Genomic DNA, 24,838 nt, shown 5'->3' with positions numbered 1-24,838 from the left:
AATAAAAAACCAACCCCCAGTTTTTTATTCTTTTCGGGGGGTGTTTTTTGTGATCCTCGACTATTCAATACAATGAACCCCCCCCCCACCACCGCAGAGAAGGTAAAGAATCGGGGGCCGCCGGGGGAAAGGATGTTGAAGGAGTTTTCGTTGCAGTTCTACAGAGTGATGGCAGTGCAACGACATCCGCACAACCAACCAGATGGTCGGGTAAACGCAACAGCCACGCTCAGCCTTCGGCCCCACCCTCGAACCAGTCACCAATATTCTTCCAAGCGAACACCGACCTCCAGGACTCGTCACCAGCAAGCCATCCGCTACCCGCAGCAGTGATCTTGTCGCGAGAAACAGTCAGCGTCTGATAATGGCGAGAAGGAGCACCGTCGCGGTATTCGAGCTGATACGTCCCGTATGCCGATACCAAACTTGCCAGTACGTATTCTCGACGCCCCCGTCAAGAATCAAGTGGCCGCCGCGCGGAAGGGACTCCATGGCAGCGGCGATGGTGTTCGCGGTGGGTCTCCACGTTTGAGGCCGGTGGACGTCTCCATCGTTACCAAGGTGATCACCTTTCGCGTTGCGGTGTTCGAGCCGAAGGACAGGGTGGTCGCGTGGACTACCTCCCCCACCCTGGGCGTGCCCGCCTCGCCAGCTAGCGTGGCCCGCATGGAGATCGACCTCAGCACGCGCGGCGACGAGTTCCGGGCTTTCTGGACCGAGCGGAGGCTCGCGTCCCTCACGACGGTTCGGCCCGACGGCACGCCGCACGTCGTGGCGGTGGGGGTCACGGTCGACTTCGAGGCCGGCATAGCAAGGGTGATCACGTTCTCCGACTCCCACAAAGCGCGGCTCGCCAAAGCCGCGGGCGACGGTGGCGTAGCGGCGGCGGTCTGCCAGCTCGAAGGGCCCGTGTGGTCCACTCTGGAAGGCCGCATGGTCCTGCGCGACGACCCGGAATCCGTCAAGGACGCCGAGAACCGGTACGCCGCCCGGTACCGTCAGCCGAAGCCGAACCCCAAGCGGGTCGTGTTGGAGATCCGGATCAAGAAGGTCATCGGCAACGCTTAGGCGCGGGCCTGCACCAGCCAGGTGTACTCCGCGATCAAGGCGGCGAGATTCGTGTCCTCACCGGCCGCGGCCAACTGCTGGTGCCCCACGAGCATCGCCAGGCCGAGAGCGGTGAGGGTGCGAGCGAGGTCGGCGTCGCCCACCAAACCCTTGACCGCGCGCCCCACTGTCCTCAGCCGTGCGTCGTCCACCCGCTTCTGCGCCGCCCGCACGGCCTCGTCATTGGCCGCCCAGGCACGGATCGCGGCCTCGGCCTTGTGGTGCAGGCCGAGCGTCAGCTCCATCAGCGCCGCGAAATCAGCAGCGGGGCCGGCCTGGCCGAAAGAGCCCGAAGCCAGGATCAGGACCTGGCGGTTCTCCCAAAAGGCCAATAGCTCCTCGACGAACGCGGACCACCCGCCGAAGTGGTGATAAAAAGACCCGCTGGTCACACCCAGATCGCGGCACAAGCGGCCGACGTTCAAGCCGGCGAAACCATCGCCGGCCAGCATGCCGAGCGCCGCCTCGAAGTACTGTTCCCGGGTCACCGCGGCCATCAGACGTTGCGGTCCCGATCCTGCCAATAAGGCTCCCGCAGAGAACGCTTCAGGATCTTCCCCGTCGCGTTGCGCGGCAAGGCTTCGACAACGTCGACGCTGCCCGGGCACTTGAAGTGCGCCAAGCGCTCCCGGCAGAACTCGAGCAGCTTGTCCACATCGACCATCTCGCCCGGGACCGGCGCGATCACGGCCTTCACCTGCTCGCCCCACCGCTCGTCCGGCACGCCGATCACGGCGACCTCCGCGACGCCGGGGAACTCGGCCACCACGCGCTCCACCTCGGGCGAATAGACGTTCTCGCCGCCGGTGATGATCATGTCCTTCACGCGGTCTTCGAGGAACACAAACCCGCCGTCGTCGACGCGGCCGATGTCGCCCGTGCGCACCCAGCCGTCGACGACCGTCTCGGCCGAAGCCTCGGCGTTGCCCAGGTAGCCCGACATCCGCTGGTCCGTGCGGATCCACACCTCGCCGGACTCGACATCCGCCAAGGTCGCCGGGTCGACGATCCGCACCTCGACGCCGGGCACGGGGGTGCCGGCCGACGCCAGACGCTCCGGGCGAGAAGCATCGCGGTGCGCGGTGCCGTCGAGGGTGGTCACGGCGCCGGAGAGCTCCGTCATGCCGTACACCTGCACGAACTCCATGTCCGGCCACGCGGCCAGCGCCGTGCGCAACAGCGGGAGTGGCATCGGAGAAGCGCCGTAGCCCAGGTACTTCAGCCGGGAAAACCCAGCGATCGCCTGTTGCCCCGCCTGCACGATCGCGCCGACCACCGCCGGCACGAGGAACGCATGCGTCGCCCCCGCGGCCAGGGCGCCGAACAGCGACGGGGCATCCGGTTCGCGGGTCATGATCGTCGGCAGGCCGGTGAGGAAACCCAGGATGGCGTAACAGGTTCCGCCGACGTGGAACAGCGGCATCGCCACCAGGTTCTTGTCGCCCTCGGCCATCGGGAAGGCCGTGCCCACCGCCGTGCCGTGCGCCAGCACGCTGCGGTGAGTCAGCACAGCCCCCTTCGGGAAACCCGTGGTGCCGCTCGTGTACATCACGAGCACACCATCGTCCTCGGCCACCGCGGGAAAGTCCACAGAGGACGGATCACCCGCGGCGACAAGAGGCTCGAAGGCGTCCGCATCGCCGCCCACGACAACGAACCGCAGCAGCGCGGGAAGCCGATCCCGGATCTGCTCCAGCACCGGCACCAGCTCCGCCCCGACGAACACGATCTCCGCACCGGAATCGGCGAGAATGTAAGCCAGCTCGTCCGGCGACAGCCGCCAGTTCACGATCGCGTTGGCCGCGCCCAGCGCCGCCACCGCGAAGGAGACCTCAAGGCACGCCGGGTGGTTCTTGTCCACGAACGCCACCCGGTCGCCCCGCCCGACGCCCTCGGCCGCCAGCGCCGCGGACAGCCGCCGCACGCGCTCGTCGAACTGAGCCCAGGTCCGCGTGACGCCGCCGAAGGTCACCGCCGGCTCGTCGCCCCGCTCGCGCGCCCAGTGTTCGAGGACGTCACCCAGCAGACGGAAGTCGGGACGTTCGTCGACAGCCATGCTGCCGCTCCCTTCGCAGGCACCAGCGCCATAGAGTGCTCTATGGTGCGACGCCGAAACCCCAGCCGTCAACACCCCGGCCAGGGGAAACCCGCTCAGGCGAAGAGCGCCAGCACCCCTTCGGCGCTGCGCACCACCACGTGCGCGGCCGCGCGCTCGGCCGGCGGGCGATCCTGCCGCTCGGCCTCGTGCCGCCACCGCAGCACGGCGTCGGCACCGGCGGCGTAGACCTCCTGCGGGTCCGTCTCGAAATCGAGGCCCAGGCGTTCCTCCGGCGTCGTCCCCTGCGCCCCCAGCAGCCGCACGGCCTCGTCCGCGGGCTCGCCGGACAGCGCGGTCCGCCCGCCGCGGATGTCGGCGATCAGGCGCAGCTCCGTGAAGTCGTGGGCAGTGGCCGCGAAGCGCTCCACGCGGGCCTCCAGCCGGTCACTTCCCGGCCGCGGTTCGTTCTGCAGCACGGTTTCCAGCCGCACCACCGCCGTACGCGCCTTCAGCGCCTCAGCGCGCGCCGCGAAGCACCCCGCGACGGTGTCCCGCAGCTCCCCCAGGCCGCTGCGCCGCACGAGCTCCGTGGACAGCTTCACGCGGCTGTCGCTGCCCGTGCGGATCAACGTCAGCGCCAGCTTCACCCCGAACAACCCGAACCGCGAAACCAGCGAACGCCGTGTGTCCACGGAAACCGGACCCGGGAACGCGGGGTCGGTGAACGCGTCCACCGACAGCAGGTAGCGCTCCAGCTCCTCGCGCGGCACGGCGGCGAACGCGGCCAGCAGCTCGAACTCGTCGTCGGTGAACGCCCGGGCGCCGTACGCGAGCTGCGCGGCGACGGCGATCACGCCCTGCGCCCCGCTGCACAACGGGTCCTCGCGCCACGCCCGCCTGGCCAGCTGCTTCGCCGTGAGCAGCGCGTCGATGCGGCCCGCGCCGGTCTCGTCGGCGCGGGCGAGCACCAGAACCGTGTCCACGGCCGTCTGCCGCGCGAAAGCCGAGCGCGCCGCCGGGTGCGCGCTGGCCAGCTCGTCGGGCTCGAGGTGGCGCAGCAGCCGCACGGTCGCGTCGATCAGCACCGAGGCGGCCGGGTCGTCGACGAGCGCCAGGTCCCGCAACGACCGGGTCTCGCCGAGCGCCGCCGCGAGCGTCGACTTGCCCGTGCCCGCCGCGCCGGTGATGCCGACCCGCAGCGGTTCGTCTAGGTGGTTGAGCGCTTCGTGCAGCGACGCGGCCGCACGCGGGCTGTCGCGGTAGAGCGCGCAAGCTTCGGCCAGCAGGCCGCGGACGTCCTCGGTCACGCCGGCAGCTCCCTCGGCGCGCGGCCTGCGAGCACACCCAGCTCGCCGGCGCGCTGGTGCAGACCGGCCAGGCGTTCGATCTCGCGGCGCAGCTTCACCATCCGCCGTTCCCGCTCGGCCGAGCCGGCGATGATCGTCTCGCGTTCGCGCGCGAGCTGGTCGGCCAGTTCCTCGGCCAGCGCCGTGAAGTGGTCCCGCAGCTTCCGTTGCACGCCGCGGATCGCGTCCCGGCATTCCTTGGAGAACCGCAGGAAGACGTCGTCGACGTGGCGCTGCGCGGTCATCTTCGCCACGGCCTGGCGGCGCTGCAGCCGCATGCCGCCCTCGTCGCTGATCGTCTTCGCCGCGAACGCGGCGCCCGCGCCGAGCGAGACGGGGTTGATCAGCGGCAGCCCCGCGAGGCTCGTGACGAGGCCGAACATCAGCACACCACCGTAGGAACCACGCAGACCCGTGAACAGCTTCTGCCCGATCTTGAACCCCTCGATGCGCGGCTGACGGACGTCGGCGATCAGTTCGGCGCCCGAGTCCCCGAGCCGCAGGTCGTGCAGGTCGTACTGCGCCCCGAACGCCGCGGCGACGGACTGCGCGATCCACTCCGCGCGGTCGGCGGTGAAGTTGTAGTTCGTCTCCACGGCCTGGGCGAGCGTCTTGTCGAGCCACGGCCCGAACTGGTCCCACACCTTCACCGGATCGCCCTTGTCGAACGTCTCGTCGATGGTTTCGACGATCTTGCGCGTGCGCTCCCGCAGGTCGTACTCGGCGTCGGACTGCAGGTCGGCGATCTCGTCGGCGAGCAGGTTCTGCCAGCGGGTGTTGCGCTTGCGCAGCTCGTCGGCCTTGCGCTGCGCGCGGTGCAGCAGGGTCGTCTGGTCCACGCCCGCGTCCTGCCCGGCGAGCTCTGCGCGGGCCCGCAGCGTCTCCACGAGCTCAGCGGTCGCGGCACGCACGCTCAGGGCGGCCAGCACGGCGCTCGTGTGCTCCGGTGGCCGCGCGGCCTGCTCGGAGATCCATGCGAGCAGCGGGGGGAAGCCGGAGCGCGAGTTGAGGTCCTGGTCCTCCGCCTTCGCCGCGGCCATGCGCACGGTGGCCGACACCGGCAGCACGGGCGAGTCGATGCCGGCGTTCGAGAGCAACGTGCGATCGCGTTCGGCGACAGCGCGCCAGCTGGGGCAGACGTCGATCTTCGTCAGCGCGACCACGACGTGAGGGCACCACGTGCGGACGTGGTGGGCGAGCGCGACCTCCGCCTCGCCGAGCGGGGTGGTGGCGTCGGAGACGAGCACGACGGCGTCGGCGTCGGCCAGCACGTCGAGGGCGGCGGCGGTGCGTGGCGAGCGCGGGTCGCCGATCGCGGGGGTGTCGACGAGCACGAGGCCCGCCGAAAGCAGTTCGCGCGGCACGCCGACCTCCACGCGGCGCAGGGAGCCCGGGGGGCGCGCGCCGAGCTCGCCGGTGAGCCGTTCGACCGGCACGGGCACGCGCTCGTCGGCGCGGCCCACGAGCGTGGCCGTGGGCTGGGCGGAGAAGCCGATCTCCACCGGGACGGCAGGAGTCGCGGCGTCACCGACGCTGCAGACGGGGGCGTTGAGCACGGCGTTGACCAGGTAGCCCTTGCCCTGCTTGGGAAAGCCCAGCACGGCGATGCGGGTGACGCCCGGTGGCCGGTCGCGGCGCCGGCGCAAGCGTTGCACCAGGTCTTCGCGGCCGTGGGACCGGCAGGCGTCCAAGGTCTCGTCGAGCACTTCGAGCCAAGCGGGAGCGGTCACGTCGAAGGAGTGTCCCCCGTGCACGAGGAGTGAGCGAACCGGGTGGTGGCTCCGCGGTCGCACCCAGACCGCGGAGCCACTCCGTCAAAGCCGGTGAATCACAGGTGCAGGTCGAGCCCGGCGCCGCCGTGGCTGGTCTCCGCGCCGGCCTGGAGGTCGAGGCCCAGCGTGTGCTGGCCCAGGTCCGTGACGGTCGAAACGGTGTCGTGCACCGCGCCGAGGCCGGCGTCGGTGCCCGTGTGCGCGTCGGTGCCGGTGTGGGTGTCGGTGCCGGTGTGGGTGTCGGCGCGCTCGCCGCCCAGGTCCGGGACGACCGAGTGCGTGAGGCCCTGGACCTCGTGGGTCACGCCGCTCACGGCGTGGTCCAGGCCGACGGCGCCGAGGCCGCTGGTGAGGTTGCCGACCTGGTCGGTGACGGAGCCCGCGAGGTCGCCGACGTGACCTTCGACGCCGCCGGCAGCCTGGGCGAGGTTGCTCGTCAGGCCACCCACGGGGGCCATGGCGCCACCGGCGACCGGCAGGTCGCTCACGTGCAGCGGCGCGGAGCCGTCGACCGCACCGGTGGCCTGGCCGGCGACATCCTGGGCCTGCGCGACGGCGCCACTGACCGCGCCGGCGTCGAGGCCGCCGGAGAGGTCGTTGACCAGACCGAAGGCACTCGTCGGGTCCTGCGCGAGGGCGGTGACGCCCGCGGCGGTGTTCTGCAGGTCGGTCACGCCGGACAGCGCGCCGACGGCGGGCAGCTCGCCCACGGCCGGGAGCTCGCCCACGGCGGGCAGCTCACCCACGGCCGGCAGTGCCGGCAGGCCCGGAACGGCCGGCAGGGCCGGGGCCGAGAGGCCGTCGACGCCCGGGAGGCCCAGCGACGCGGTCAGCGCCTGCAGCTGCTCGATGGCGCCCTGGGGACCGTCGGCGAGGACGCCGGTGAGGTCGCCCGCCTGCGGGAGGTTGCCGAGCGAGCCCAGGTCGTCGACCGGGATGTAGTCAAGCACCAGCGGCATGACCTCCTGCACGTCGGTGGCGCTGACGTCGCCGAGACCGGCGGCCTGGAGGGCGGCCTGCGGGTCCTGCGCGAAGGCGGCCAGCGACATCGGGTCGCTGAGCAGGTTGAGCGTGAAGTCGTGCAGGGTCTGCACCGGGTCCATGTGGGGATCTCCAGAGGTGTTGATTACGGGGGATTGGCCCGGCCGTCCCCGGCCAGGTTGCCGATGAAGGTAGAGACGGAGCTCCCGGCCCACATCGGGGTTCACTCCCAGTTGTCACGCGTTGAGCCGTTAGGGGGTTGACGGCTCCTCGTTAGGGAGCAGCGGTGGCTCATCGACCCGTCAGTGGGGTTAAAACCGACATTCGCCTGGTACTGATGACCCGAACGCGTGAGGCTGCTCGGGGCCCCCGGGGTTCGGGAGCGTGCCCCTTCGGGGAACGCCGTCGAAACCGGCCCCACACCCCCGTTCACATCGGCGTTCACTAACAGTCGCAGCTCGCTCAGCCGTTAGGGGGTCGATATGAGATCGTTAGGGAGTTACGGGCTCATCCGTTCGGCGGCTCGGTTGGGTAAATCCCACCCGCGCTTGCCCGGATGACCCGAACGGGTGAGGATGGCGGACCCCTAGGGGGCGGACTGCTCTCCTTGGCCCGTCCCAGTGCGACGAAGGGAGGAAGCGGCGTTGCCCTATGTGCTCGGCATCGATGTCTCCCACACCCGAACCCACGCCGCCACCCGCCGGAAGCTTGCCGACGGCTGGGGCGCCCCCGAACCGCTGTGGCTCGGCGAGAGCTCGCCGGCCACTGCCACCGCGTTGTTCCTGGACGATGAGGGTTACCTGCTCACCGGCGACGCCGCGGCGCGCGCCGGAACGAGCGTTCCGTCTCGGTTGCTGACGGGGTTCCACCGCCGCATCGGCGACGACGTCCCCGTGTTCGTCGGGGGCGAGCGGTTCTCGCCGGAGTCACTCACCGCAGTCCTCGTCGAGGGCATCGCGGAGCACGCGGGCGCTCAACTGGGAGGAGCACCCCGCCACCTCGTCGTCACCCACCCCGGTGATTGGGGTGACTACCGGCGTGACCTTCTGCAACGAGCGCTGGGGGAATCCGGCTTCGCCGCCGTGACCGTGGTGCCCAGTTCGATCGGCGCCCTTTACGCCCACCTGCCCGATCCCGGACCCGGCGACCGGACGGCCGCGGTGTGCGAGTTCGGGCCCGACGGCGTCACCGTCACGCTCGCCACGGCGTCCGGCGCAGGCGGCTGGGTGGCGCGCACGAGCACCGAGGGCGTGGCGCCGGCGGCGGCCGTGAGCACTGCTTTCGCGCTCGCCCACGGGATTTCGGTGCTGCCCGAGGCGCTGGCGGGCATTGTGTTCTCCGGCGAACCCGGCCCGGGCGCGCTGCCGGGCCGGTTGCCGTGCCCCGTGTTCGCTTCACCCCAGCCCCCGCTCACCGCCGCGTTCGGAGCCAGTAACCTCGCCGCTCAACGGATGAGCCCGCCCGCCCGACGGGAGCAGCCCGTCGCCGAGACGACCCTGATCCCCAAGGTCGGCTCGGGGCCCGAGCTCACCGAGCGGCCCTCCCCGCCGCCGGTGGACATCACGCCCTTCGAGCTCCCCGAGCCCGAAGGCGCCGCGAAACTGCTCCGCCGGTGGCGTCCGCTCGCTGCCGCGGCGGCGGTGCTCGCGATCGGGTCCTCGGTCCTGATCGCCGCCCTCTCGTCCCACGAAGCCACGGCGGACAAGGGAACCGCCCCGGCCCACCCCGCGTCCCTCACGTCATGCGCCCGCCCGGGCGCGGCCCCCACCGGTGAAGGTCACTGTTGAACGCACTGCTGGCGAAAACCGGCACCGACGCCGTCCACCCCGTTGCGCGCCTGCTCCTCGCCGAGCTGACGGCTGCCACCTCGATGCCCGTGCGGCTCGTGGTCGTCGCGCCCGGTGGCTACGGCAAGACCACGCTGCTCGGCGCGCTCGAGTCGGGCTGCCACGAGGCCGGCGTCGACGCGACGCTTGTCGACGACGCCGACCAGCTCGGCGAGGACGACGTGATGAGACTGACGGCGCTGGCGGGACCGGTCGTGCTGGCGCACCGGCCGAACCCACGCTCGGAAGCGTTGCGTGCGCTGGCGGAACCCTTCGCCCGGCAGGTGTCGCTGCCGCCGCTGGACGCCGAGGAGGTCGGCGCGCTCGCGCGACAGCTCACGGGCCGGCTCGTCGACGGGCCGGCCGCGGCCGCGTTGCACTCCCGGACCGGCGGGGTACCGCGGCTGGTGGAGCGGGCGGTGACCGGACAGCTCGGCGAGTTCCGGGCCGAGCTGGCAGAGCTCGACGACAACGTGCTGCGGTACCTGATCGCCGCGGAGGCCGGGGCCGGCCGCAACCTGGATCTGCTGTGCGCCTTGCTGGAGCTGGCGCCGGACCGGTTGCCCGAGGTTGTCGACGGTGCCCGGGCGACAGGGCTGCTCGACGCGAACGACGAGTTGCTGCCGGTTGCCGCGGAGGCCGTGCGGACGTACGGTCCGCCGGCGCGTCGGCTGACAGTGTTGCAGCAGCTCGTCGAGATCCAGCTGCGGGGCGGGTTACCCGTGCTGGAGCTGGCGAAGTCGTTGCTGGACACCGGAAGTTCGGGCGCGAGTGCGGCGGCTGCGTTTGCCGCGGCTGCCGGTGAGGCACTGCCCGGGGACGCGAAGCTGGCGGCGCGGCTGTTCGAAGCCGCCGCCGAAGCGGGAGCGCGCGACACGGCCGTGACGACGGGGTGGGCTCGGGCGGCCGCCTTGTCGGGTGATCTCGACACGGCGCTGCGGCTGGGTGACGGGATGTTGAGCGGCGACGACCCCGAGGCGCGGGCCGCCGGGGCGGAGATCGCCGCGACGGTGCTGGCGCATCGAGGTGAGCTGGCGCGGAGTGCGGAGCTCTACCGGTGGGCCGCGGCGGCCGACGCATGTGCGCCTGGCGACGGTGACGCCGGGCCGGATCTGACCGCGTCGGTGTGGGGCGGGCCCCGGCCGACACCCGGACACAACGCGCCCGTGCCCGGCGAGGTTCGGACACCTTCGTGGAACAACGCCCGCGGACCGGAGGCGTACCGCTGGGCCGGGCGCGGGGCCGCGAACGCGTTCGCCGCGATCGCGCTCGTCGGGTCCGGGCAGCTGGACGCGGCGCGGAGCCTCGTGGACGCACCCGTGCCCGGGGTGGCGCCGACGCTGTTCGCCGGCGCCGCGGCGCGGACGGCCAGTGGCGTCGTCGACTCGGTGAGCGGACAGGGCGCGGACACGCTCTCGGCGCTCGTCGGGGCGGCCGCGATGCTCGAGCCGGCCGCGACGGGCGCGCCGCTGCCGGACAGCCCGGCCGCGCTGGCCGCGCTCGTCGGCCTGCACTCGGGTGAGCTCGGGCTGGCCGAATCGGTGCTGGAACGTGCACTGACCGGCGGCGTCGGCGGCGACCTGCTCACCGCGCGGCACCGGCTGTTGCTCGGCTGGGTCGCGATGACCAGCGGGCACCTCACGGCCGCCGCCGAACACCGCGACGCCGTGGCGGGCAGCCGACTCGAAGCCCGCGACGAGCTGTTCTTCGCGACGCTCGAACTCGGCCTCGCCCGGCGCGCGAGCGATTTGGTGGGGCTGCAGCAGTCGTGGGACCGCGCGTACCAGGCGTCGATGCGGCAGCAGACCGACCTGTTCACCCTGCTGCCGCTGGGCGAGCTGGCCATCGCCGCCGCCCGCACCGGCGCGCACGCGAAGCTCACGCGCCAGCTGCGCCACGCCCACGCCATGCTCGGCGAGCTCGGCAACCCTCCATTGTGGACTGTGTCCTTGTGCTGGCACGAGCTGCACGCCGCCATCACCGTGGAAGACCTGGACACCGCGTCCCACCAGCTGTCCGCCCTGGCGAGCTTCGCCGGCCACGGCCGTTACCCCGCGGCGCTGGCTCGCGCCGCCACGTGCTGGCTCGCGGTCCTCGGCGGCGCGTTCGACCACGACGAGGTCGCCGCGGCCGCCGCGGAACTCCACGAACTCGACCTCTGCTGGGACGCCGCACGGTTGGCCGGCCAGGCCGCCATCCGCACGTCCGACCGCAAAGCCATGGTCCAGCTCCTCGAAGCCGCCCGCCAGTTCCAGGCCGGCACCGGCCGCAGCGAATCCGCCACCCCGGAACCCGGCGCCGCCCCGGGCCTCAGCACCCTGAGCGAACGCGAGCTCGAGGTCGCCCGCCTCGTCGTCGACGGCCTCACCTACAAACAGGCCGGCAGCAAGCTCTTCATCTCCGGCAAGACCGTCGAACACCACATGGCACGGATCCGGGCCAAGCTGGGCGCGGCGGACCGGCGCGAGCTGCTCGCGACGCTGCGGGAGCTGCTCGCCAAACCCGACCTGTCCTGACTCCCCCAATGTGGCGTTCAGTGCGTCCAGCGCACCCAATGTGGCGTTCAGTGCGTCCAGCGCACCCAATGTGGCGTTCGGTGCGTTGAACGCAACCAACGCCGCATGGGGGTGGAGTGACCGGCCTGGATGTCAGTCGCGGCTGGGGCCGAAGCGTTCCGTCCGGATCGAGTGCGGCGAGTGGCCCAGCGCCAGCAGCGCGTCGGCCACCGTTTCGACGAAGCCAGTGGGCCCGCAGACATACGAGGTGGGCCCGAAGTCCTTCGGCCAGCTGGCCGTGTTGAGGGTGGCGACGCTGAGGCGGCGCGGAATCCCGGCCGCGCCGTCGGGGAGTTCGCGGGTGTAGACGTACGTGACGTCCAGACCGGCGTACGGTTTGCGCAGCTCGGCGGCGTAGTAGAGGTCTGCTGGGGTTCGCACGGAGTACACCAGGCGGAACAACGCGCGGCTCCCGGCGGCGCGGCGGGCGCGGATCATCGCCATCAGCGGCACGACGCCGGAGCCGCCCGCGACGAGCAGGACGGGGGCCGGATCGGTGGGGCGCCAGACGAACCAGCCGCCGATCGGGCCGCGGATCTCCACGGGGTCGCCCACGGCGTAGGGGCCCGTGAGGTGTTCCGAGACCTCGCCGCCGGGGACGCGCTGCACAGTGAGCTCCAGGCGGTCACCGTCGGAGGGCGCGGCGAGGGAGTAGCTGCGCTGGGCGGTGTAGCCGTCGGCGGCGGTGAGGCGGACGTCGACGTGCTGGCCCGCGAGGTGGCCGGGCCAGTCGGGGACGTCGAGCACGAGGGTGCGGGCCGTCGCTGTCTCCTGGCGGATCTCCGCGAGACGCGCGACGCGCCAAGCTAGTCGCCCTGATACCGCTGTTCGCGCCATGGGTCTCCGTAGTCGTGGTAGCCGGACGACTCCCAGAAGCCCGGCTCGTCCTTGGTGGCCAGTTCCAGGCCGCGCACCCACTTCGCCGACTTCCAGAAGTACAGGTGCGGCACCAGCAGCCGCGCGGGGCCGCCGTGTTCCGGGGTGAGCGGCTTGCCGTTGTACTCGTACGCGATCCACGCCTGCCCGTTGAGCAGGTCGGCCAACGGCAGGTTGGTCGTGTAGCCGCCGTAGGAGTGCGCCAGCACGTAGTCGGCCTCGGTGTCGAGGTCGCCGATGAGCGTCTCCACGGGCACGCCGCGCCAGCGAGTGTCGAGTTTGGACCACTGCGTGACGCAGTGGATGTCCACGGTGAACTTCTCGCTCGGCAGGGCGATCAGCTCGCGGAACGACCACGAGCGCTTCTCGCGCTTCTCCGTGGTGACCGCGAACTCCCACTTGTCCAGGTGGACACGCGGCGTCGGGCCCGCCGAGAGCACGGGGAAGTCCTCCGTGAGGTATTGGCCGGGCGGCAACCGCGGGTTGCCCCCACGGGCGCGACCGGTGAACCCCGGTGTGATGACACCCATCGCGGACTCCTTTCGCCGACTCTCCAACGCCCAGCGCAGCCTACCCGCGAACGTGCAATCCGAGCGACGTCACCAGCACCATCGCTTGTTCAGGCGACACGATCGCCCCACCGAGCTCCGCGTTCACCGGGTCGAGCGCCGACAGGTCACTCCCCCGCAGCTCGGCGCCCCCGAACTTCACCTCCAGCAGCTCGGCACCCGACAGGTCGACGTCGGCGAACGTCGCCCCCGTGCAGTCCGCGCGGGTGAGGTCGGCCTCGCGCATCCGCACGCCCTGGAACGTCGCGCCGCGCAGGTCCGCGCCCGCGAGTCCCGCGAACGACCAGTCGCCACCGACCACTTTCATCGGCCGCAGCGAGCACTCGGTGAACCGGCTCCCCACGAGCTTGCACCCGGTGAACTCCGCGTCGAACAGGTTGCAGCGCGTGAAACCGCAGCCGGTGAACGCCGTGTCCACGTGCTTCGAGGCGTTGAAGCGCACGTTGCCGAACACGCAGTCGACGAACGAGACACCGCGCGTGACGGCCTCGGTGAGGTCGACGTCGTGGAACTCGCACCGCTCGAACCGCCGCCCGGTGAACGCCTCGGCGTACCAGTCTTCGCGGCGGAAGGTCAGCTCGAACTCGGCAGGCTCAGCGGCGTCGGGCACGCGGCCAGGCTAGCCGCAGCGAGCCGGTGATCGGCCAACCGGCGCAATTCGGCCGGTGGCGCGTTTCACCGCCACCCAGAAGCGGGAATCAACTGGCATGTCCAGATGGCGAACTTCCACCAGAACCAACACGGCAGCCCGAGTGATCACCGGAATCGGCGCGTTGTTCGCGTTCATCGAGGTGCTCTACCTGGTGATGCTCCTCGCCGGCGCCAATGCCGCGAACGGTTTCTTCATCTTCATCCGATCATTGGCCGACCCGCTCGCGCTGTTCTTCCCGGGCCTGTTCCCCGTGAGCAACCCCGACCTCGCGGTCATCCTCAACTACGGCCTCGCCGCGGTGTTCTGGCTGGTCGTGAGCGGGATCATCGCGCGGCTCGTCGCCCGCTGACCCATTTTCTCCCCGGCCAAACGTGTTTTACGCCAACACCGGCGAAAAGCGCGGTGAACGCCACAGCCGGAAGCGACCGGTTACCGCGCCCCATACGATGACCGGGTGAGCGAAGGCAGATGGTTCGAGGGCTGGCCCGAAATCGCGGGCCTCGCCGCCGCGGCGGGTCGTTCCCTGCTGCCGAACGTGCCCGCGACGCCGGCGGCCCTCGCGCGCACGGTCACCGAACAGCTGGTCGGCCGCCGGCTCACCGCGAAGGCCAACGGCCGCGAAGCCCGCTTCACCCTGACAGAACTCGACTACCCCGCCGATTCCCTGCGCCTGGCCACCGGCCGCCTCGGCAACGTGCGTCTGGTGGCCGAGGACGTCGAGTGGCCGACGACCGCGACGAGCACCATCCCACTGCGCCGCGTTGTCCTGCTGGCCAAGGACGTCCGCCTGCGCAGCCTGCCCACCCCCACCGTGGTCCCCGGTGAGGTCGAGCTGGACATCACCGTGGCCGGCAACATCGTGCGGGAACGCGTGGCGCAGACCCGGCCGGACCTCGTCGCGACCCCGCACGACAGCGGGTTCCAGGTGCGCTGGGCCAAGCACCCCGGCTGGGGCCGGCTCACGCTCACCCCCGCCGTCGACGCCGACGCCGTGGTGCTGACCCCGAGGACCCTCCACATCGGACAGCGGGAGTTCCGCGCCCCGAAACGGATCCGGCCCGTCGTGCTGCCGCTGGCTGAGCTGCCGAAGGGGCTGCGGCTGACCGCCGTGCGGCCGGCTGACGATGAGCTCGTGCTCAGCACCGTCGCCGACGAATGGCCAGAGCGCCTCTCCCGCGTCCCGCTGCCCGAACTGCTGGCCTGGCTCACGACGGCCGCGCTCACGCTGACGTTGCCCCGGTTCCGGTAAATCTCAAGACCACGCCACCGGCAGCGAGTGCACACCGTAGACGAGCATGTCCGTGCGTAGCGGCACTTCGTCGGCGGGAATCGCCAGCCGCAGCTGCGGCAGGCGAGTGACCAGCTCCGCCAGCCCGACCGCAGCTCGGCCCGCGCCAGCTGCTGCCCGAGGCACTGGTGCACCCCGTGGCCGAACGCCAGGTGCGGCGTGCGCGGACGCTTGAGGTCCAGCCTTTCCGGCTCCGGCCAGTGTTCGGCCGCACGGTTGGCCTGCGGCACCGAGATCAGCACGGTGTCGCCCGCGGGGATCGTGACGCCGCCGACCTCGAGGTCCTGCGTCGCGACGCGGTTCGGTCCGATGTGGATGATCGACAGATAGCGCAGCAGCTCGTCGACTCCGTTGTCCAGCACGGACGGGTCCTCGCGCACCAGAGCCAGCTGGTCCGGGTGTTCGAGCAGCGCGAGAGTGCCCAGCGCCGGCATGTTCGCCGTCGTCTCGTGGCCCGCGCCGAGCAGCACCGTCGCGATGTCGACCAGTTCCTGCTCGGTCAGCGCCGGGTCGGCGTCGCCGTGGATCAGGCCGGACACGAGGTCGTCGGCCGGGTGCGCGCGCTTGTGCGCCACCAGCTTGCGCATGAAGGCGTAGATCGGCTCCGAGGCCTTCGCCCGCTCCTCGTCGCTCTTGGTCAGGTTGAGCGCGATCCCGGTGTGTTCCTGGAACTCCGCGCGGTCCGCGTAGTCCACGCCCAGCAGCTCGCAGATCACCAGCGAGGGCAACGGCAGCGCGAACGCGGGCACGACGTCGCCCTCGTTCCCGGCCGCGCGCATCGCGGTCGAGGTGCTCGATCGAGATCTCACGGATCCGCTCCTCCAGCAACTGCATGCGCCGCACGGTGAACTGGCCGGTGAGCAGCCGGCGCAGCCGCGTGTGCTCGGGCGGGTCCATGAACAGGAACCGGCCGTCCTCGCGCTGGGCCACGTCCACGGGGCAGCGCGCCTCGCCGACCTCGTCGGGGCGCAGATCCATTGCGCTGCGGTTGCGCACGTCGGAGCTGAACCTCGTGTCGGCCAGCACCGCGCGGGCCTGCTCGTAGCCGCTGACCACCCAGGCGTGTGCGCCGTTGACCAGCTCGATCCGCGACACCGGCGCCTTTTCCGCGAGCGCGGCGGGCGGGTCGAACGGGTACTTGCTGCGCCGCAGCATCTCCGGCGGGACCGGGCGGCGCATCGTGGGCGGTTTCGTGGCGGTCATCAACGATCCTTCCGGATGGGGACACGCGGGGCGGTCAGCAAACCGGTGAGGGCGTCGGTCAGGGCCTCGCCGACCAGCGCCCAGTCAGCGGGCACGCCGGTGGCCGCGGCGAGCCGCTCCTGCTCGGCGCACGTGTGGATCACCGCGACGCGGGCGGTTTGGCTCCGCAGAGCGGATTCGGCGGCCGGCAACGGCGTCATGTGCGCCCACACCGCGGCCGTGCCCTCGACGAACTCGACCGCCGGCACCGGCTCGACGCCCTCGACCCGGAGCAGCGCCGGATCGGTCACGACCTGCGCCAGGAACCGGGCGCACCAACTGGGGTTGCCGAGACTCGCCAGGTGCCACGCGTTCCTTCGCCCGCTCGGCGATCGGCTCGACGTGCGAACGCGTGATGGCGCGGATCAGGTCTTCGCGCGTGCCGACGTGGTAGGACAGCGCGGAGTTGTTGGCCTGTCCGGCGGCCTCCACGATCTGGCGGTTGGACACCTGCGCGAGCCCGCGTTCGGCGAACAGCCGTTCTGCCGTACGGAGGAGCAGCTCGCGAGTCGCCTCGGCCTGTTCCCGGCGCGAGCTCGTCTCCACCGCGCACCCCTTTCGTAAGACGATCTTCTTACGAGAGGGGTGGTAAGACACGTGTCTGCCAACCATCCGGTCCGAAATACCGAGCCCGGCCGGTGCAGCACACGCGCCAGCCCGAGGAGGGCAGCAACCTCGACTCCTGCTGCGGCGTCGTCCGCGGGCGAGGCGTCCACGGGCGGTGCTAGGACTCTTCACCGAGGTACCGCGTGTGGTCCTCCTGGCGGTTCACGTCGGCCGCGAAGTACTCCGCGGCGAGCTTCTCCACCTTGCCCCGCAGGAGGTCCAGCTGCTTCGCGAGCTCGTCCTGGGCGCTGGTGCCGTCCGCGTCCCGTCGGGAGGCGAACCAGCGCGGCAGGTTCAGGTACGTCTCCACCGACAGCGGCAGGTCCGTGCGCGCGAGCAGCAGCACGCGGTGCTGCAGGTCCGCTGTCGAGGCGAGCCGCAGCGGGTCCTTCAGCAGGTCGGACAGCACTTCGGCGACGTGGCGCACACCGTCGACAGCGCACGGTGGCAGGCGCCCGGAGTGGCCGGTCACCGTCTGCACCAACGCCTCCAGCGCCGAACGCACCTCCGCTGCCTCGACAGTCGGGTCGACGACGAGCCGTACCTTCTCCGGCGGCGCGACGAGCGCGCCCGCCGTGTAGAGCACGGCCATGACCACGAACATCAGCCACAGCGGCCCGATCACCTCGACCTCGTACAGCACGAGGCCGATCAGGCCGCCGATGCAGCCTGCGATGTTCTTGCTGGAGCCGAACCAGCGCCTCATTGGTACCCGCGAATCTCCTGGAAGACACTGGCCAGCTGGGTGTTGCGGGCGTCGAAGACCTAGCCGCCGGTCATCGTGGCGACCTGGGTGAGCTCTTCGCCGCTGCCCTCGCCGAACAGCACCGTGAACACGGGGATCTGCTTCATCGCCGCGGGCAGCGACGCGAAGGAGGACTTGAAGCCGTCGAGATTTAAGCCGCTCTCGTTCTGGCCGTCGGTCATCAGCACGATCGAGTTGAACCGGTCCGGATCCTGCGCCACGAGCGGTTCCATCACCTGGTACGCGCGGTCGAGGCTGTCGTAGATCGCGGTGCCGCCGTCGGCCTGCAGGCCTTCGGCGAAGCTCTTGATCTTCGCCAGCTCGCCCTGCGGGTTCTGCTCCGGCACGGTGAATGTGACCGGTCGGCCCGGCGCGGTGTTGAACGGCAGCATCGTCACCTCCTCGCGGCTGCGGAACTGCCGGTAGCGGCCCACGAGCGAGACGTCCGCGCCGGTGAGGCCGGCCAGAGCCGAGCGCAGCGCGTCGATGCGGTCGCCCTGCATCGAGCCCGACGTGTCGAGCACGTACAGCGTGCGCGACGGACGGCGGATCTTGCTGAAGTAGGCCGAAAGCAGCGCGTCGACGGCCTGCTGCGTCGCGGGGAACGGCAGCTCGACCAGGTCGTGGGGCACGAACTGCGCGCCGAGCTGCACGCCTGGCAACACTGGGCGCCGCTGCGTGACCTGCATGATCCGCCGCTGCACGTCGGGCGTGCGCAGGTAGCCGGTGAGCCTCTGGTGCGCGTCGCGGGCGTCGTTGTTCGCGCTGGTCAGCAGCGTGAGCGGGTAGTCGGCGGTGACGACGCCGTCGCTGGGGTAGATGAGCTTCAGCGGCTGCGGCAGCTTGCCCGAGGAGTTCATCGACAGCAGCACGGACTCGTAGTTGACCAGGCCGTTGACCTCCGCCCCCGGGTCCTGGCCGGTAGCGCGGCGCTGGAACGCGTCGGAGAGCCAGCCTGACGAACCGGCCGACATCACCTGCGCGCTGAAGAACTGCGTGAGCTGCGGCGTGACGGCGGTGATCTGCCGCGCGTCGATCGCCGTGCCGGAGTGGGCCAGCGCGGACGCGACCCCCACCAGCGCGGAGAAGCCGGAGTTGGACGCCGACGGGTCGGTCATCCCGTAGGTGAACTCCTTCCTGCCCGCCGCCGCGGCGATGTCACCCCACGTCGGCGCCTTCCTGTCCCACCCGAGCCGGTGCGCGACCGGCTGCGACAGACCCAGCACCACCGGCGAGCTCATGATCTTCACCTGGTTGCCCAGGCGCTTGGCCGCCTCGGGAATGCCCGCTGGGTAACGGTTCGAGGAGAACCAGACGGCGTCGTACCTGCCGTCGAGGCTGCCGTTGGCGAGCGTCTCGGCACCCTCCAGCGTGCCGGTGAACGTGAACTTCACCTTCACGCCCGTGGCCTTCGCGGCCTCGTCGAGCACCGGCTGCAGGTCGGCCAGCTCGCTGCCCGCGAGGATGCGCAACGTGCCGGCCGGAGGCGGCCCGGCGGCGTTGCCCGAGCTCGGATCCGCCGACGAACACCCCGCCACCAGCAGTGCGGCGGCGAGCCCCAGTACCGCGAGGTTCTTCACAGCTCCCCCTCGTGCGAACGGCGGAGCCGGTCTTCGGCGCGCCGCAGCTCGCCGGACAACGATTCCACTGTGGACGCCATGCGCAGGACGGCCTCGGCCTTGAACCCGTCGATCGCGTCGAGGGCCGAGTAGATCCGGTCGAACGAGTCGCGCAGCGTGTCGACGGCGACGGCCGGGTCACTCGACACCTTGCGGATCTCCGCACTCTGCGACTCGAGCAGCGCGGCGTTGGCGCGCAACAAGCCGTCGGTGGTCGCCTGCAGGGCCGCGACCTCGTCGAGCACGTCGCGCTGGTTGGCCAGCGCCGCGCTCACCAGCAGGGCCACGCGCAGCGCGGAGACGGTGGTGGACACCGCCCGCTCGACACCGCGGATCAGCTCGTCGTTGGTGCGGCGCACCAGGTCCAGCGCGAGATAGCCCTGCGCGCTCACGGCCAGTTGTGTAAGCACGTCCTGGTGGCGCTGGCGGATCGGGTACAGGATGTCGGCGCGCAACGCGTTGGCGTGCGAAGGATCCGTGAGGTCGAAGACGCCGGCCTGCCGGTCGATCGCCCCGTCCACGGCCTCCGCGAACGCCGCCGCCTCGGCGAGCCGGCCGAGCGTGGCCCAGAGCCGTTCGCGCTCGCCCTTGAGCGCCGCGTTGTCGCGGCGCAGCACGTCCTGGCGAGTGCGCAGCTCGCGGACCAGCGCGTTCACGGGCTCGTTGGCCGCACGATAGCGGTCGAGGGCGCGCTTGGCACTCGCGGCGGCCGGGAAGATGCCCAGCAGCTTCCGGCCGGTGATCGGCAGCCTGGCCGGATCGAGCTCCGCGACCGTCCGGCGCAGCTCGACCAGGCTTGTGGTCACCTGTTGCTGTGGCGAGCCGACGGAGCCGCGCGCGGACTCCAGCGCCTTCGTCGAGCGGTCGAGCATGGTGCCCGCGACCGTGGCCGCCGCCCGCATGTCCGCTTCGCCGACGGAGAGGATCTCGTCGAGCAGCATAGTGAACTCGGGCGACTTGACGTCGAGTGCTTCCAGCCGCGTCGTGAACTCGCCGGCGCGACGGGCGATGTCGGCCCGCGTGTCGTCACCGAGCGCGATCAGGCCCGCGGCGCGCTCCACGGGCACCGCCGCCACCGGCCCCGGCGGGGTGAGGGTGAAGTCGTCCATCAGTACTGCTTCTGGATCGCGTCGAGCATCCGTTCCAGCGCCTCGAACGACGGCGGCTCGACCGTGTCCACGAGATCGGCCGGCACCGGGGCCTTGGCCGCGGCCACGACGTCGCGCAACAGCTGCGGGTTCGTGGTGCGGAAGCCGAACGTGGCGGCGAGCTTGCCCAGCACCGGGTCGGCCGACAGCAGCCGGCCGACCTTGTCCCCGTTGGCGGAGAACGGAACCAGCGTGTGCTTCGAGTACACCGTGGGCGCCGTGTAGAGCATCCGCATGTCGGGCTGGATCGAGCCGTCGTGGCGCACGAGACGATCCACGTACTGCGACTCGTAGATCAGCGCGAGCGGCGTCTTGCCCAGGCCGGCCGAGAGGTAGTCCTCGAACGGCCCCTCGGTGCTGTTCTGCGTGTAGCCCTGGTCGAGGAACAGCCTCGACACCTGGGGCAGCACCTTGGCCTCCTGGTCCGGTGTCGAGACGACGTTGTTGCCGTTGGCCACGAACGACACGATCGACAGGTACATCGCCGCGGAGTTCGACTCCCGCGGGTCGGTGGTCGTCACGAGGATGTTCTTGCGCACGGGGTACGCCGTGTTGCCCGGCAGCTGGTCCCAGCGCGTGCCGGCCCGCGTGAGCTGCAGGTACTTCGTGATGTCGAGCACCTGGTAGTCGCCCGCGCCCTCGTGCACCGCGCCGACGGCGCTGAGCAGCTGCACGATCGGTTCGAACGTCGCGATCGCCATCGGCGACTGGAACGGCGTGTACACCGTGGTCACCTTGCGGTCGCGCTGGATCTTCTGCGCCGCCGGAGAAGACGAGGGGAACGCGAACTCGTACTTGGCGAGGTCGACCGTGGTCGCGATCTGGCGTGAGCCGGCGGTGTCGACCTCCACCTTCAGCCCGTGCTCGGCGAACGCGTCCACCACGCGCTGGTCGGTGAAGAAGGCCTGTTTCTCCGAGCCGATCACCCCGCGCACGACGGTCAGGTCACCTCCTCCCGAGGCTTCTTCGCTCCCGGTCCGCCCCCACACGATGACGGCCACGACGGCGAGCACCAGAACCACAGCCAGCCCGATGGACAACCGGCGTTTCACGAACCCACCTTCCGCACGTCCCGCGACGCGTCACCTCGGATCCTTCAGCCCCCGCAACTCGTTTGACGCGCGGCAGGAGGAGTTCGAAGTGAATGATCAGTGAACGAACGGAGTCGATCGGGGTTTGGCGAGGTCCCGGCTTTCCTTGTGGCAGAAGGGAACTGACGAACCGCCCGCGCCCCGCCGCCGGTTGATCACGGCGGAGGCGCGCGGGCGGTTCGTCAGCGGGCGGGTCAGAGCGAGGCTTGTTCCTCCACCGGCAGGCAGATCTCGAACCGCGTGTCACCCGGCACGGACGTCACCTTGATGTCGCCCGAGTGGCGTTCTACGACGATGCGCCACGAGATGTCGAGGCCGAGGCCCGTGCCCTCGCCGACGCCCTTGGTGGTGAAGAACGGCTCGAAGATGCGCTGGCGCACCTCTTCCGGGATGCCGGGGCCGGTGTCACCGATCTCGATGCGCACCTGCTTGCTCTCCTGCCACGTGCGCAGCGTCAGCGTGCCCTCACCACCCATGGCCTGGACGGCGTTGTCGATGATGTTGGTCCACACCTGGTTCAGCTCGGCCGCGTAGGCCGGGATGTGGTCGATGCCGCGGTCGTACTCCTTGACGACGCGGATCCCGTCGAGCTTGCCCGACAGCATCACCAGCGTGGAGTCGAGCCCTTCGTGGACGTCGATCCACTGGTGCGGCGCTCGGTCCATCTGCGAGTACTGCTTGGCCGCGCCCACGAGCACCGAGATGCGCGTGGTCGAGTCCTCGATCTCGCCCATGAGGATCTCGGTCTCGAGGGCGTACGCGAGCCAGCGCAGGGCGCCGTCGAGCAGGCCCTCGCCGACGGATTCCAGGACCCCGTCGAGGTTCTCGGTCTTGAGCCCGGCCGCGACGAAGATCGCGGCGAGGTCCCAGCCCTGGTCAATGCCGTGGTCGTCGAACCAGTCGCTGATCTCGTCCTCTCGGTCGGCCTGCTGCATCGCCGAGAGCCGCGGCGCGTCGGCCACCGTCTTGACCAGCTGTTCCTGCACGTCGAGCAGCTGCTCCAGCAGGTCCGGGTCGATGTCCTTCTTCGCCAGCAGGGCAAGCTTGTGGCGCATCCCGGCCACGCGCTCGCGCAGCGACGCCGTGGCGCGCACCGCGGCCGCGGCCGGGTTGTTGAGCTCGTGGGTGAGCCCGGCCGAGAGCTCGCCGAGCGCGAGCAGCCGGCGCCGCGAGGAGATCACGGTGTCGCTGTTGCGCCAGCCGAGGTACATGCCCTCCAGCAGGTGCGCCGCCATCGGGAACCACCTGCGGAACTCCACCGCGAACTCCGCCGAGGGCAGCGCGAGCAGTGTCAGGTCCCCGATCGCGTGCACGGTGGCGCCGTAGGTGTGCTCGGTGTCCTGGTGGACGAAGAACTGCGTGGCGCCGAAGTAGGAGCCGCGCTGGTCGGAGCGCTTCACCTCGACCTCGGCGCCGCTCACCAGCCGCGACATCCGCAGCGCGCCCGAGAGCAGGATGTAGAAGCACGTGGCCGGATCGCCCTCGCGGTGCACCGCGGTGTCGCCCTCGTAGTGCTCCAGCACGGCGTGCTGTTCGATCCAGTCGAGCTGCTCGTCGGAGAGGTGCTCGAACAGGAAGAGGCCGCGGAGTTCTTCGCGCGGCAGTGCGGGCTCCTTCACTGTTCCTCCAGGTAGCGGTGGACCAGGGTGACGGCCATGGCGCCCTCGCCGACGGCGGAGGCCACGCGTTTCACCGACTGCGACCGGACGTCGCCGGCCACGAACACGCCGGGCACGGACGACTCCAGGTGGTACGGGTCGCGATCGAGCGGCCACCCGGCCGGCCTGCGGCCCTCGGTGACCAAGTCGGGACCCGTCTGGACGAACCCGTGGTGGTCGCGCTGGATGACCCCGTCCAGCCAGTCGGTGCGCGGCGCCGCGCCGATGAAAATGAACAGGTGCCCGGTCTCGACGGTCTCCGTCGTGTCGCCGTGGCACAGCGTCACGGCCTCGAGGTGGTCGGCGCCGTGGGCCTGGACGACGGTGGTGCCCGTGCGGACGGTGATGTTGTCGATGCCGGCGATCTGCTCGATGAGGTAGTGCGACATCGACTTCTCCAGCGAGTCGCCGCGCACCAGCAGCGATACCTCGCTCGCGTGCTGCGCGAAGAACACCGCCGCCTGGCCCGCGGAGTTCGCGCCGCCGACGATGTACACGTGCTGGCCCTTGCACTCGGGCGCCTCCGTGGCGGCGGAGCCGTAGTAGACGCCGCTGCCGGTGAGCTCGCGGATGCCGTCGGCCTCGTGTGCGCGGTAGTTGACGCCGCTGGCGAGGATCACGGCGTGAGCGGCGATCTCGGAGCCGTCGCCGAAGGTCACCACCCTGCTGGACCCGCGCACCTCCAGCCCCACCACGTCGCGCGCGGTGAGCACCTCGGCGCCGAACTTCTGCGCCTGGCGCCGGGCGCGGTCGGTGAGCTGGGCGCCGGATACGCCGTCGGGGAAGCCGAGGTAGTTCTCGATGCGCGAGCTCGTGCCGGCCTGGCCGCCCGTGGCCTTGCGCTCGACGAGCACCGTGCGCAGGCCTTCCGACGCGCCGTACACGGCCGCGCCGAGGCCGGCCGGGCCGCCGCCGATCACCACGAGGTCGTAGAACTCCTGCGCCGGCCGCGTGGACAGGCCCACCGCGACGGCGATCTCGCTGCCGGTGGGCTGCTTGAGCACGGTGCCGTCCGGCGTCACGACCACCGGGATGTCGGTCTCCACGGCGTCGGCGGCCTGCAGGATGCGGCCGCCCTCGTCCTCGTCCACCGAGTACCAGCGGTAGGGCACCGCATTGCGGGCGAGGAAGTCGCGCACCTTGAACGAGGGCGCCGAGTACCGGTGGCCGACCAGCTTGGTCTCCTCGACGGACTTGTCGCCGACCGCGAGCCACGTCTCCACGAGGGAGTCGATGACCGGGTACAGCTTCTCCTCCGGCGGGTCCCACGGCTTGAGCAGGTAGTGGTCGACGTCGACCACGTTGATCGCCTGGATGGCCGCGTCCGTGTCGGCGTAGGCCGTCAGCAGCGCGCGGCGGGCGTTGGGGAACAGGTCCATCGCCTTCTCGAGGAAGGAGATCCCGTCCATGTGGGGCATGCGGTAGTCGGCGAGGATCGCCGCGACGGCGTCGCCGCGGAGCTTGATCTCGCGCAGGGCGTCGAGGGCGTCGGCCCCGGAGTCCGCACGGATCACGCGGTAGTCCTTGCCGTAGCGGCGACGCAGGTCACGCGCGACCGACCGCGAAACAGCGGGGTCGTCGTCGACGGTCATCAGGATCGGCTGGCTCACACCCGACAGCCTACGGCCGTGTCCACGAGCGGAGAACGCTAACGCGGGCTGGACCTGCTCCAGCCGGGCCCGGACCTGGGGATCGGTGCCGGAAGTGTCCGCGCGAACG

General features: G+C 70.9%; 21 protein-coding genes and 3 pseudogenes. 6 read left to right on the top strand and 18 right to left on the bottom strand.

Going from position 1 to position 24,838, the window contains the following annotated elements:
• Positions 1–666 precede the first annotated feature (666 nt).
• Positions 667–1,068 carry a pyridoxamine 5'-phosphate oxidase family protein gene (locus tag AB0F91_RS24255; RefSeq protein WP_360600726.1) on the top strand — a complete coding sequence of 134 codons (402 nt, stop codon included), beginning with the start codon at positions 667–669 and terminating at the stop codon, positions 1,066–1,068.
• On the opposite strand, the gene AB0F91_RS24250 is transcribed toward AB0F91_RS24255, so the two are convergent.
• The 5 genes from AB0F91_RS24250 to AB0F91_RS24230 form a co-directional block, all read right to left on the bottom strand.
• Positions 1,065–1,604: a TetR/AcrR family transcriptional regulator gene (locus AB0F91_RS24250; RefSeq protein WP_360600724.1), complete on the bottom strand. Its 540-nt coding sequence runs from the start codon at positions 1,602–1,604 to the stop codon at positions 1,065–1,067. The two genes, AB0F91_RS24255 and AB0F91_RS24250, sit on opposite strands and share 4 nt — an antisense overlap.
• Positions 1,604–3,163 (bottom strand): long-chain-fatty-acid--CoA ligase, encoded by a 1,560-nt coding sequence (locus AB0F91_RS24245; protein WP_360601059.1) that lies wholly within the window; start codon positions 3,161–3,163, stop codon positions 1,604–1,606. Before AB0F91_RS24245 ends, AB0F91_RS24250 begins: the two co-directional genes overlap by 1 nt.
• A 95-nt stretch (positions 3,164–3,258) precedes the next feature.
• The gene (locus AB0F91_RS24240; RefSeq protein WP_360600722.1) at positions 3,259–4,452 is read right to left on the bottom strand and encodes a GTPase; all 1,194 of its coding nucleotides are present in this window, start codon (positions 4,450–4,452) and stop codon (positions 3,259–3,261) included.
• Positions 4,449–6,221 carry an isoniazid inducible protein IniA gene (locus AB0F91_RS24235; RefSeq protein WP_360600720.1) on the bottom strand — a complete coding sequence of 591 codons (1,773 nt, stop codon included), beginning with the start codon at positions 6,219–6,221 and terminating at the stop codon, positions 4,449–4,451. The genes AB0F91_RS24240 and AB0F91_RS24235 overlap by 4 nt, the downstream gene beginning before the upstream one ends.
• 98 nt (positions 6,222–6,319) lie before the next feature.
• Positions 6,320–7,366: an IniB N-terminal domain-containing protein gene (locus tag AB0F91_RS24230; RefSeq protein WP_360600718.1), complete on the bottom strand. Its 1,047-nt coding sequence runs from the start codon at positions 7,364–7,366 to the stop codon at positions 6,320–6,322.
• Positions 7,367–7,897: 531 nt separating this feature from the next.
• Between AB0F91_RS24230 and AB0F91_RS24225 the strand changes: the two genes are divergently transcribed.
• Entirely contained in the window at positions 7,898–9,031 is a 1,134-nt protein-coding gene (locus tag AB0F91_RS24225) for a molecular chaperone DnaK (protein WP_360601057.1), read from the top strand.
• Positions 9,028–11,586 (top strand): helix-turn-helix transcriptional regulator, encoded by a 2,559-nt coding sequence (locus AB0F91_RS24220; protein ID WP_360600716.1) that lies wholly within the window; start codon positions 9,028–9,030, stop codon positions 11,584–11,586. Before AB0F91_RS24225 ends, AB0F91_RS24220 begins: the two co-directional genes overlap by 4 nt.
• A 132-nt stretch (positions 11,587–11,718) precedes the next feature.
• Here AB0F91_RS24220 and AB0F91_RS24215 read toward each other — a convergent pair whose 3' ends face one another.
• The 3 genes from AB0F91_RS24215 to AB0F91_RS24205 are packed head-to-tail and all read right to left on the bottom strand — an operon-like array spanning position 11,719 to position 13,680.
• Entirely contained in the window at positions 11,719–12,462 is a 744-nt protein-coding gene (locus AB0F91_RS24215) for a ferredoxin reductase (protein ID WP_360600714.1), read from the bottom strand.
• On the bottom strand, positions 12,432–13,031 hold the full coding sequence (locus AB0F91_RS24210; protein ID WP_360600712.1) for a sulfite oxidase-like oxidoreductase: 600 nt from the start codon (positions 13,029–13,031) through the stop codon (positions 12,432–12,434). Before AB0F91_RS24210 ends, AB0F91_RS24215 begins: the two co-directional genes overlap by 31 nt.
• 40 nt (positions 13,032–13,071) lie before the next feature.
• Positions 13,072–13,680 carry a pentapeptide repeat-containing protein gene (locus tag AB0F91_RS24205; protein ID WP_360600710.1) on the bottom strand — a complete coding sequence of 203 codons (609 nt, stop codon included), beginning with the start codon at positions 13,678–13,680 and terminating at the stop codon, positions 13,072–13,074.
• 97 nt (positions 13,681–13,777) lie between these two features.
• On the opposite strand from AB0F91_RS24205, the gene AB0F91_RS24200 reads away from it, so the two are divergent.
• Both AB0F91_RS24200 and AB0F91_RS24195 read left to right on the top strand, forming a co-directional pair.
• A complete protein-coding gene (locus tag AB0F91_RS24200) occupies positions 13,778–14,071 on the top strand; it encodes a hypothetical protein (RefSeq protein WP_285969862.1) in 294 nt (97 codons plus the stop codon).
• A gap of 105 nt (positions 14,072–14,176) precedes the next feature.
• Entirely contained in the window at positions 14,177–14,971 is a 795-nt protein-coding gene (locus AB0F91_RS24195; protein WP_360600708.1) for a hypothetical protein, read from the top strand.
• Positions 14,972–14,974: 3 nt separating this feature from the next.
• On the opposite strand, the gene AB0F91_RS24190 is transcribed toward AB0F91_RS24195, so the two are convergent.
• Together AB0F91_RS24190 and AB0F91_RS24185 are read right to left on the bottom strand one after the other, a co-directional pair.
• On the bottom strand, positions 14,975–15,136 hold the full coding sequence (locus AB0F91_RS24190) for a hypothetical protein (protein WP_360600706.1): 162 nt from the start codon (positions 15,134–15,136) through the stop codon (positions 14,975–14,977).
• A 23-nt stretch (positions 15,137–15,159) separates the two neighbouring features.
• A pseudogene (locus tag AB0F91_RS24185) lies at positions 15,160–15,597 on the bottom strand (cytochrome P450); the annotation flags it as partial.
• A 308-nt stretch (positions 15,598–15,905) separates the two neighbouring features.
• Here AB0F91_RS24185 and AB0F91_RS24180 point away from each other — a divergent pair.
• Positions 15,906–16,055, top strand: coding sequence for a hypothetical protein (locus AB0F91_RS24180; RefSeq protein WP_360600704.1), 150 nt, complete (start codon positions 15,906–15,908; stop codon positions 16,053–16,055).
• Positions 16,056–16,212: 157 nt separating this feature from the next.
• Here AB0F91_RS24180 and AB0F91_RS24175 read toward each other — a convergent pair whose 3' ends face one another.
• From AB0F91_RS24175 to AB0F91_RS24140, 8 genes and pseudogenes are all read right to left on the bottom strand, one after another.
• Positions 16,213–16,503 (bottom strand): hypothetical protein, encoded by a 291-nt coding sequence (locus AB0F91_RS24175; protein WP_360601079.1) that lies wholly within the window; start codon positions 16,501–16,503, stop codon positions 16,213–16,215.
• A 163-nt stretch (positions 16,504–16,666) separates the two neighbouring features.
• Positions 16,667–16,864 (bottom strand): annotated as a pseudogene (locus tag AB0F91_RS24170) (TetR family transcriptional regulator); the annotation flags it as partial.
• A 112-nt stretch (positions 16,865–16,976) separates the two neighbouring features.
• Positions 16,977–17,564 (bottom strand): hypothetical protein, encoded by a 588-nt coding sequence (locus AB0F91_RS24165; protein WP_360600702.1) that lies wholly within the window; start codon positions 17,562–17,564, stop codon positions 16,977–16,979.
• Positions 17,561–19,183, bottom strand: a pseudogene (locus AB0F91_RS24160) (VWA domain-containing protein). Before AB0F91_RS24160 ends, AB0F91_RS24165 begins: the two are co-directional and overlap by 4 nt.
• Positions 19,180–20,331, bottom strand: coding sequence for a toxic anion resistance protein (locus tag AB0F91_RS24155; protein ID WP_360600700.1), 1,152 nt, complete (start codon positions 20,329–20,331; stop codon positions 19,180–19,182). The pseudogene AB0F91_RS24160 and the gene AB0F91_RS24155 overlap by 4 nt, the downstream one beginning before the upstream one ends.
• Complete coding sequence (locus tag AB0F91_RS24150) at positions 20,331–21,422, bottom strand: hypothetical protein (RefSeq protein WP_360600698.1); 1,092 nt, start codon at positions 21,420–21,422, stop codon at positions 20,331–20,333. Before AB0F91_RS24150 ends, AB0F91_RS24155 begins: the two co-directional genes overlap by 1 nt.
• Positions 21,423–21,655: 233 nt before the next feature.
• The gene (locus AB0F91_RS24145; RefSeq protein WP_360600696.1) at positions 21,656–23,080 is read right to left on the bottom strand and encodes an ATP-binding protein; all 1,425 of its coding nucleotides are present in this window, start codon (positions 23,078–23,080) and stop codon (positions 21,656–21,658) included.
• Positions 23,077–24,729, bottom strand: a complete 1,653-nt coding sequence (locus AB0F91_RS24140) for an FAD-dependent oxidoreductase (RefSeq protein WP_360600694.1) — start codon at positions 24,727–24,729, stop codon at positions 23,077–23,079. The genes AB0F91_RS24145 and AB0F91_RS24140 overlap by 4 nt, the downstream gene beginning before the upstream one ends.
• Between the last annotated feature and the right edge of the window lie 109 nt (positions 24,730–24,838).

The sequence above is a fragment of the Amycolatopsis sp. NPDC023774 genome (assembly GCF_040639695.1).
Lineage (GTDB): Bacteria > Actinomycetota > Actinomycetes > Mycobacteriales > Pseudonocardiaceae > Amycolatopsis.
This window is presented reverse-complemented; position numbering and strand designations above follow the sequence as displayed.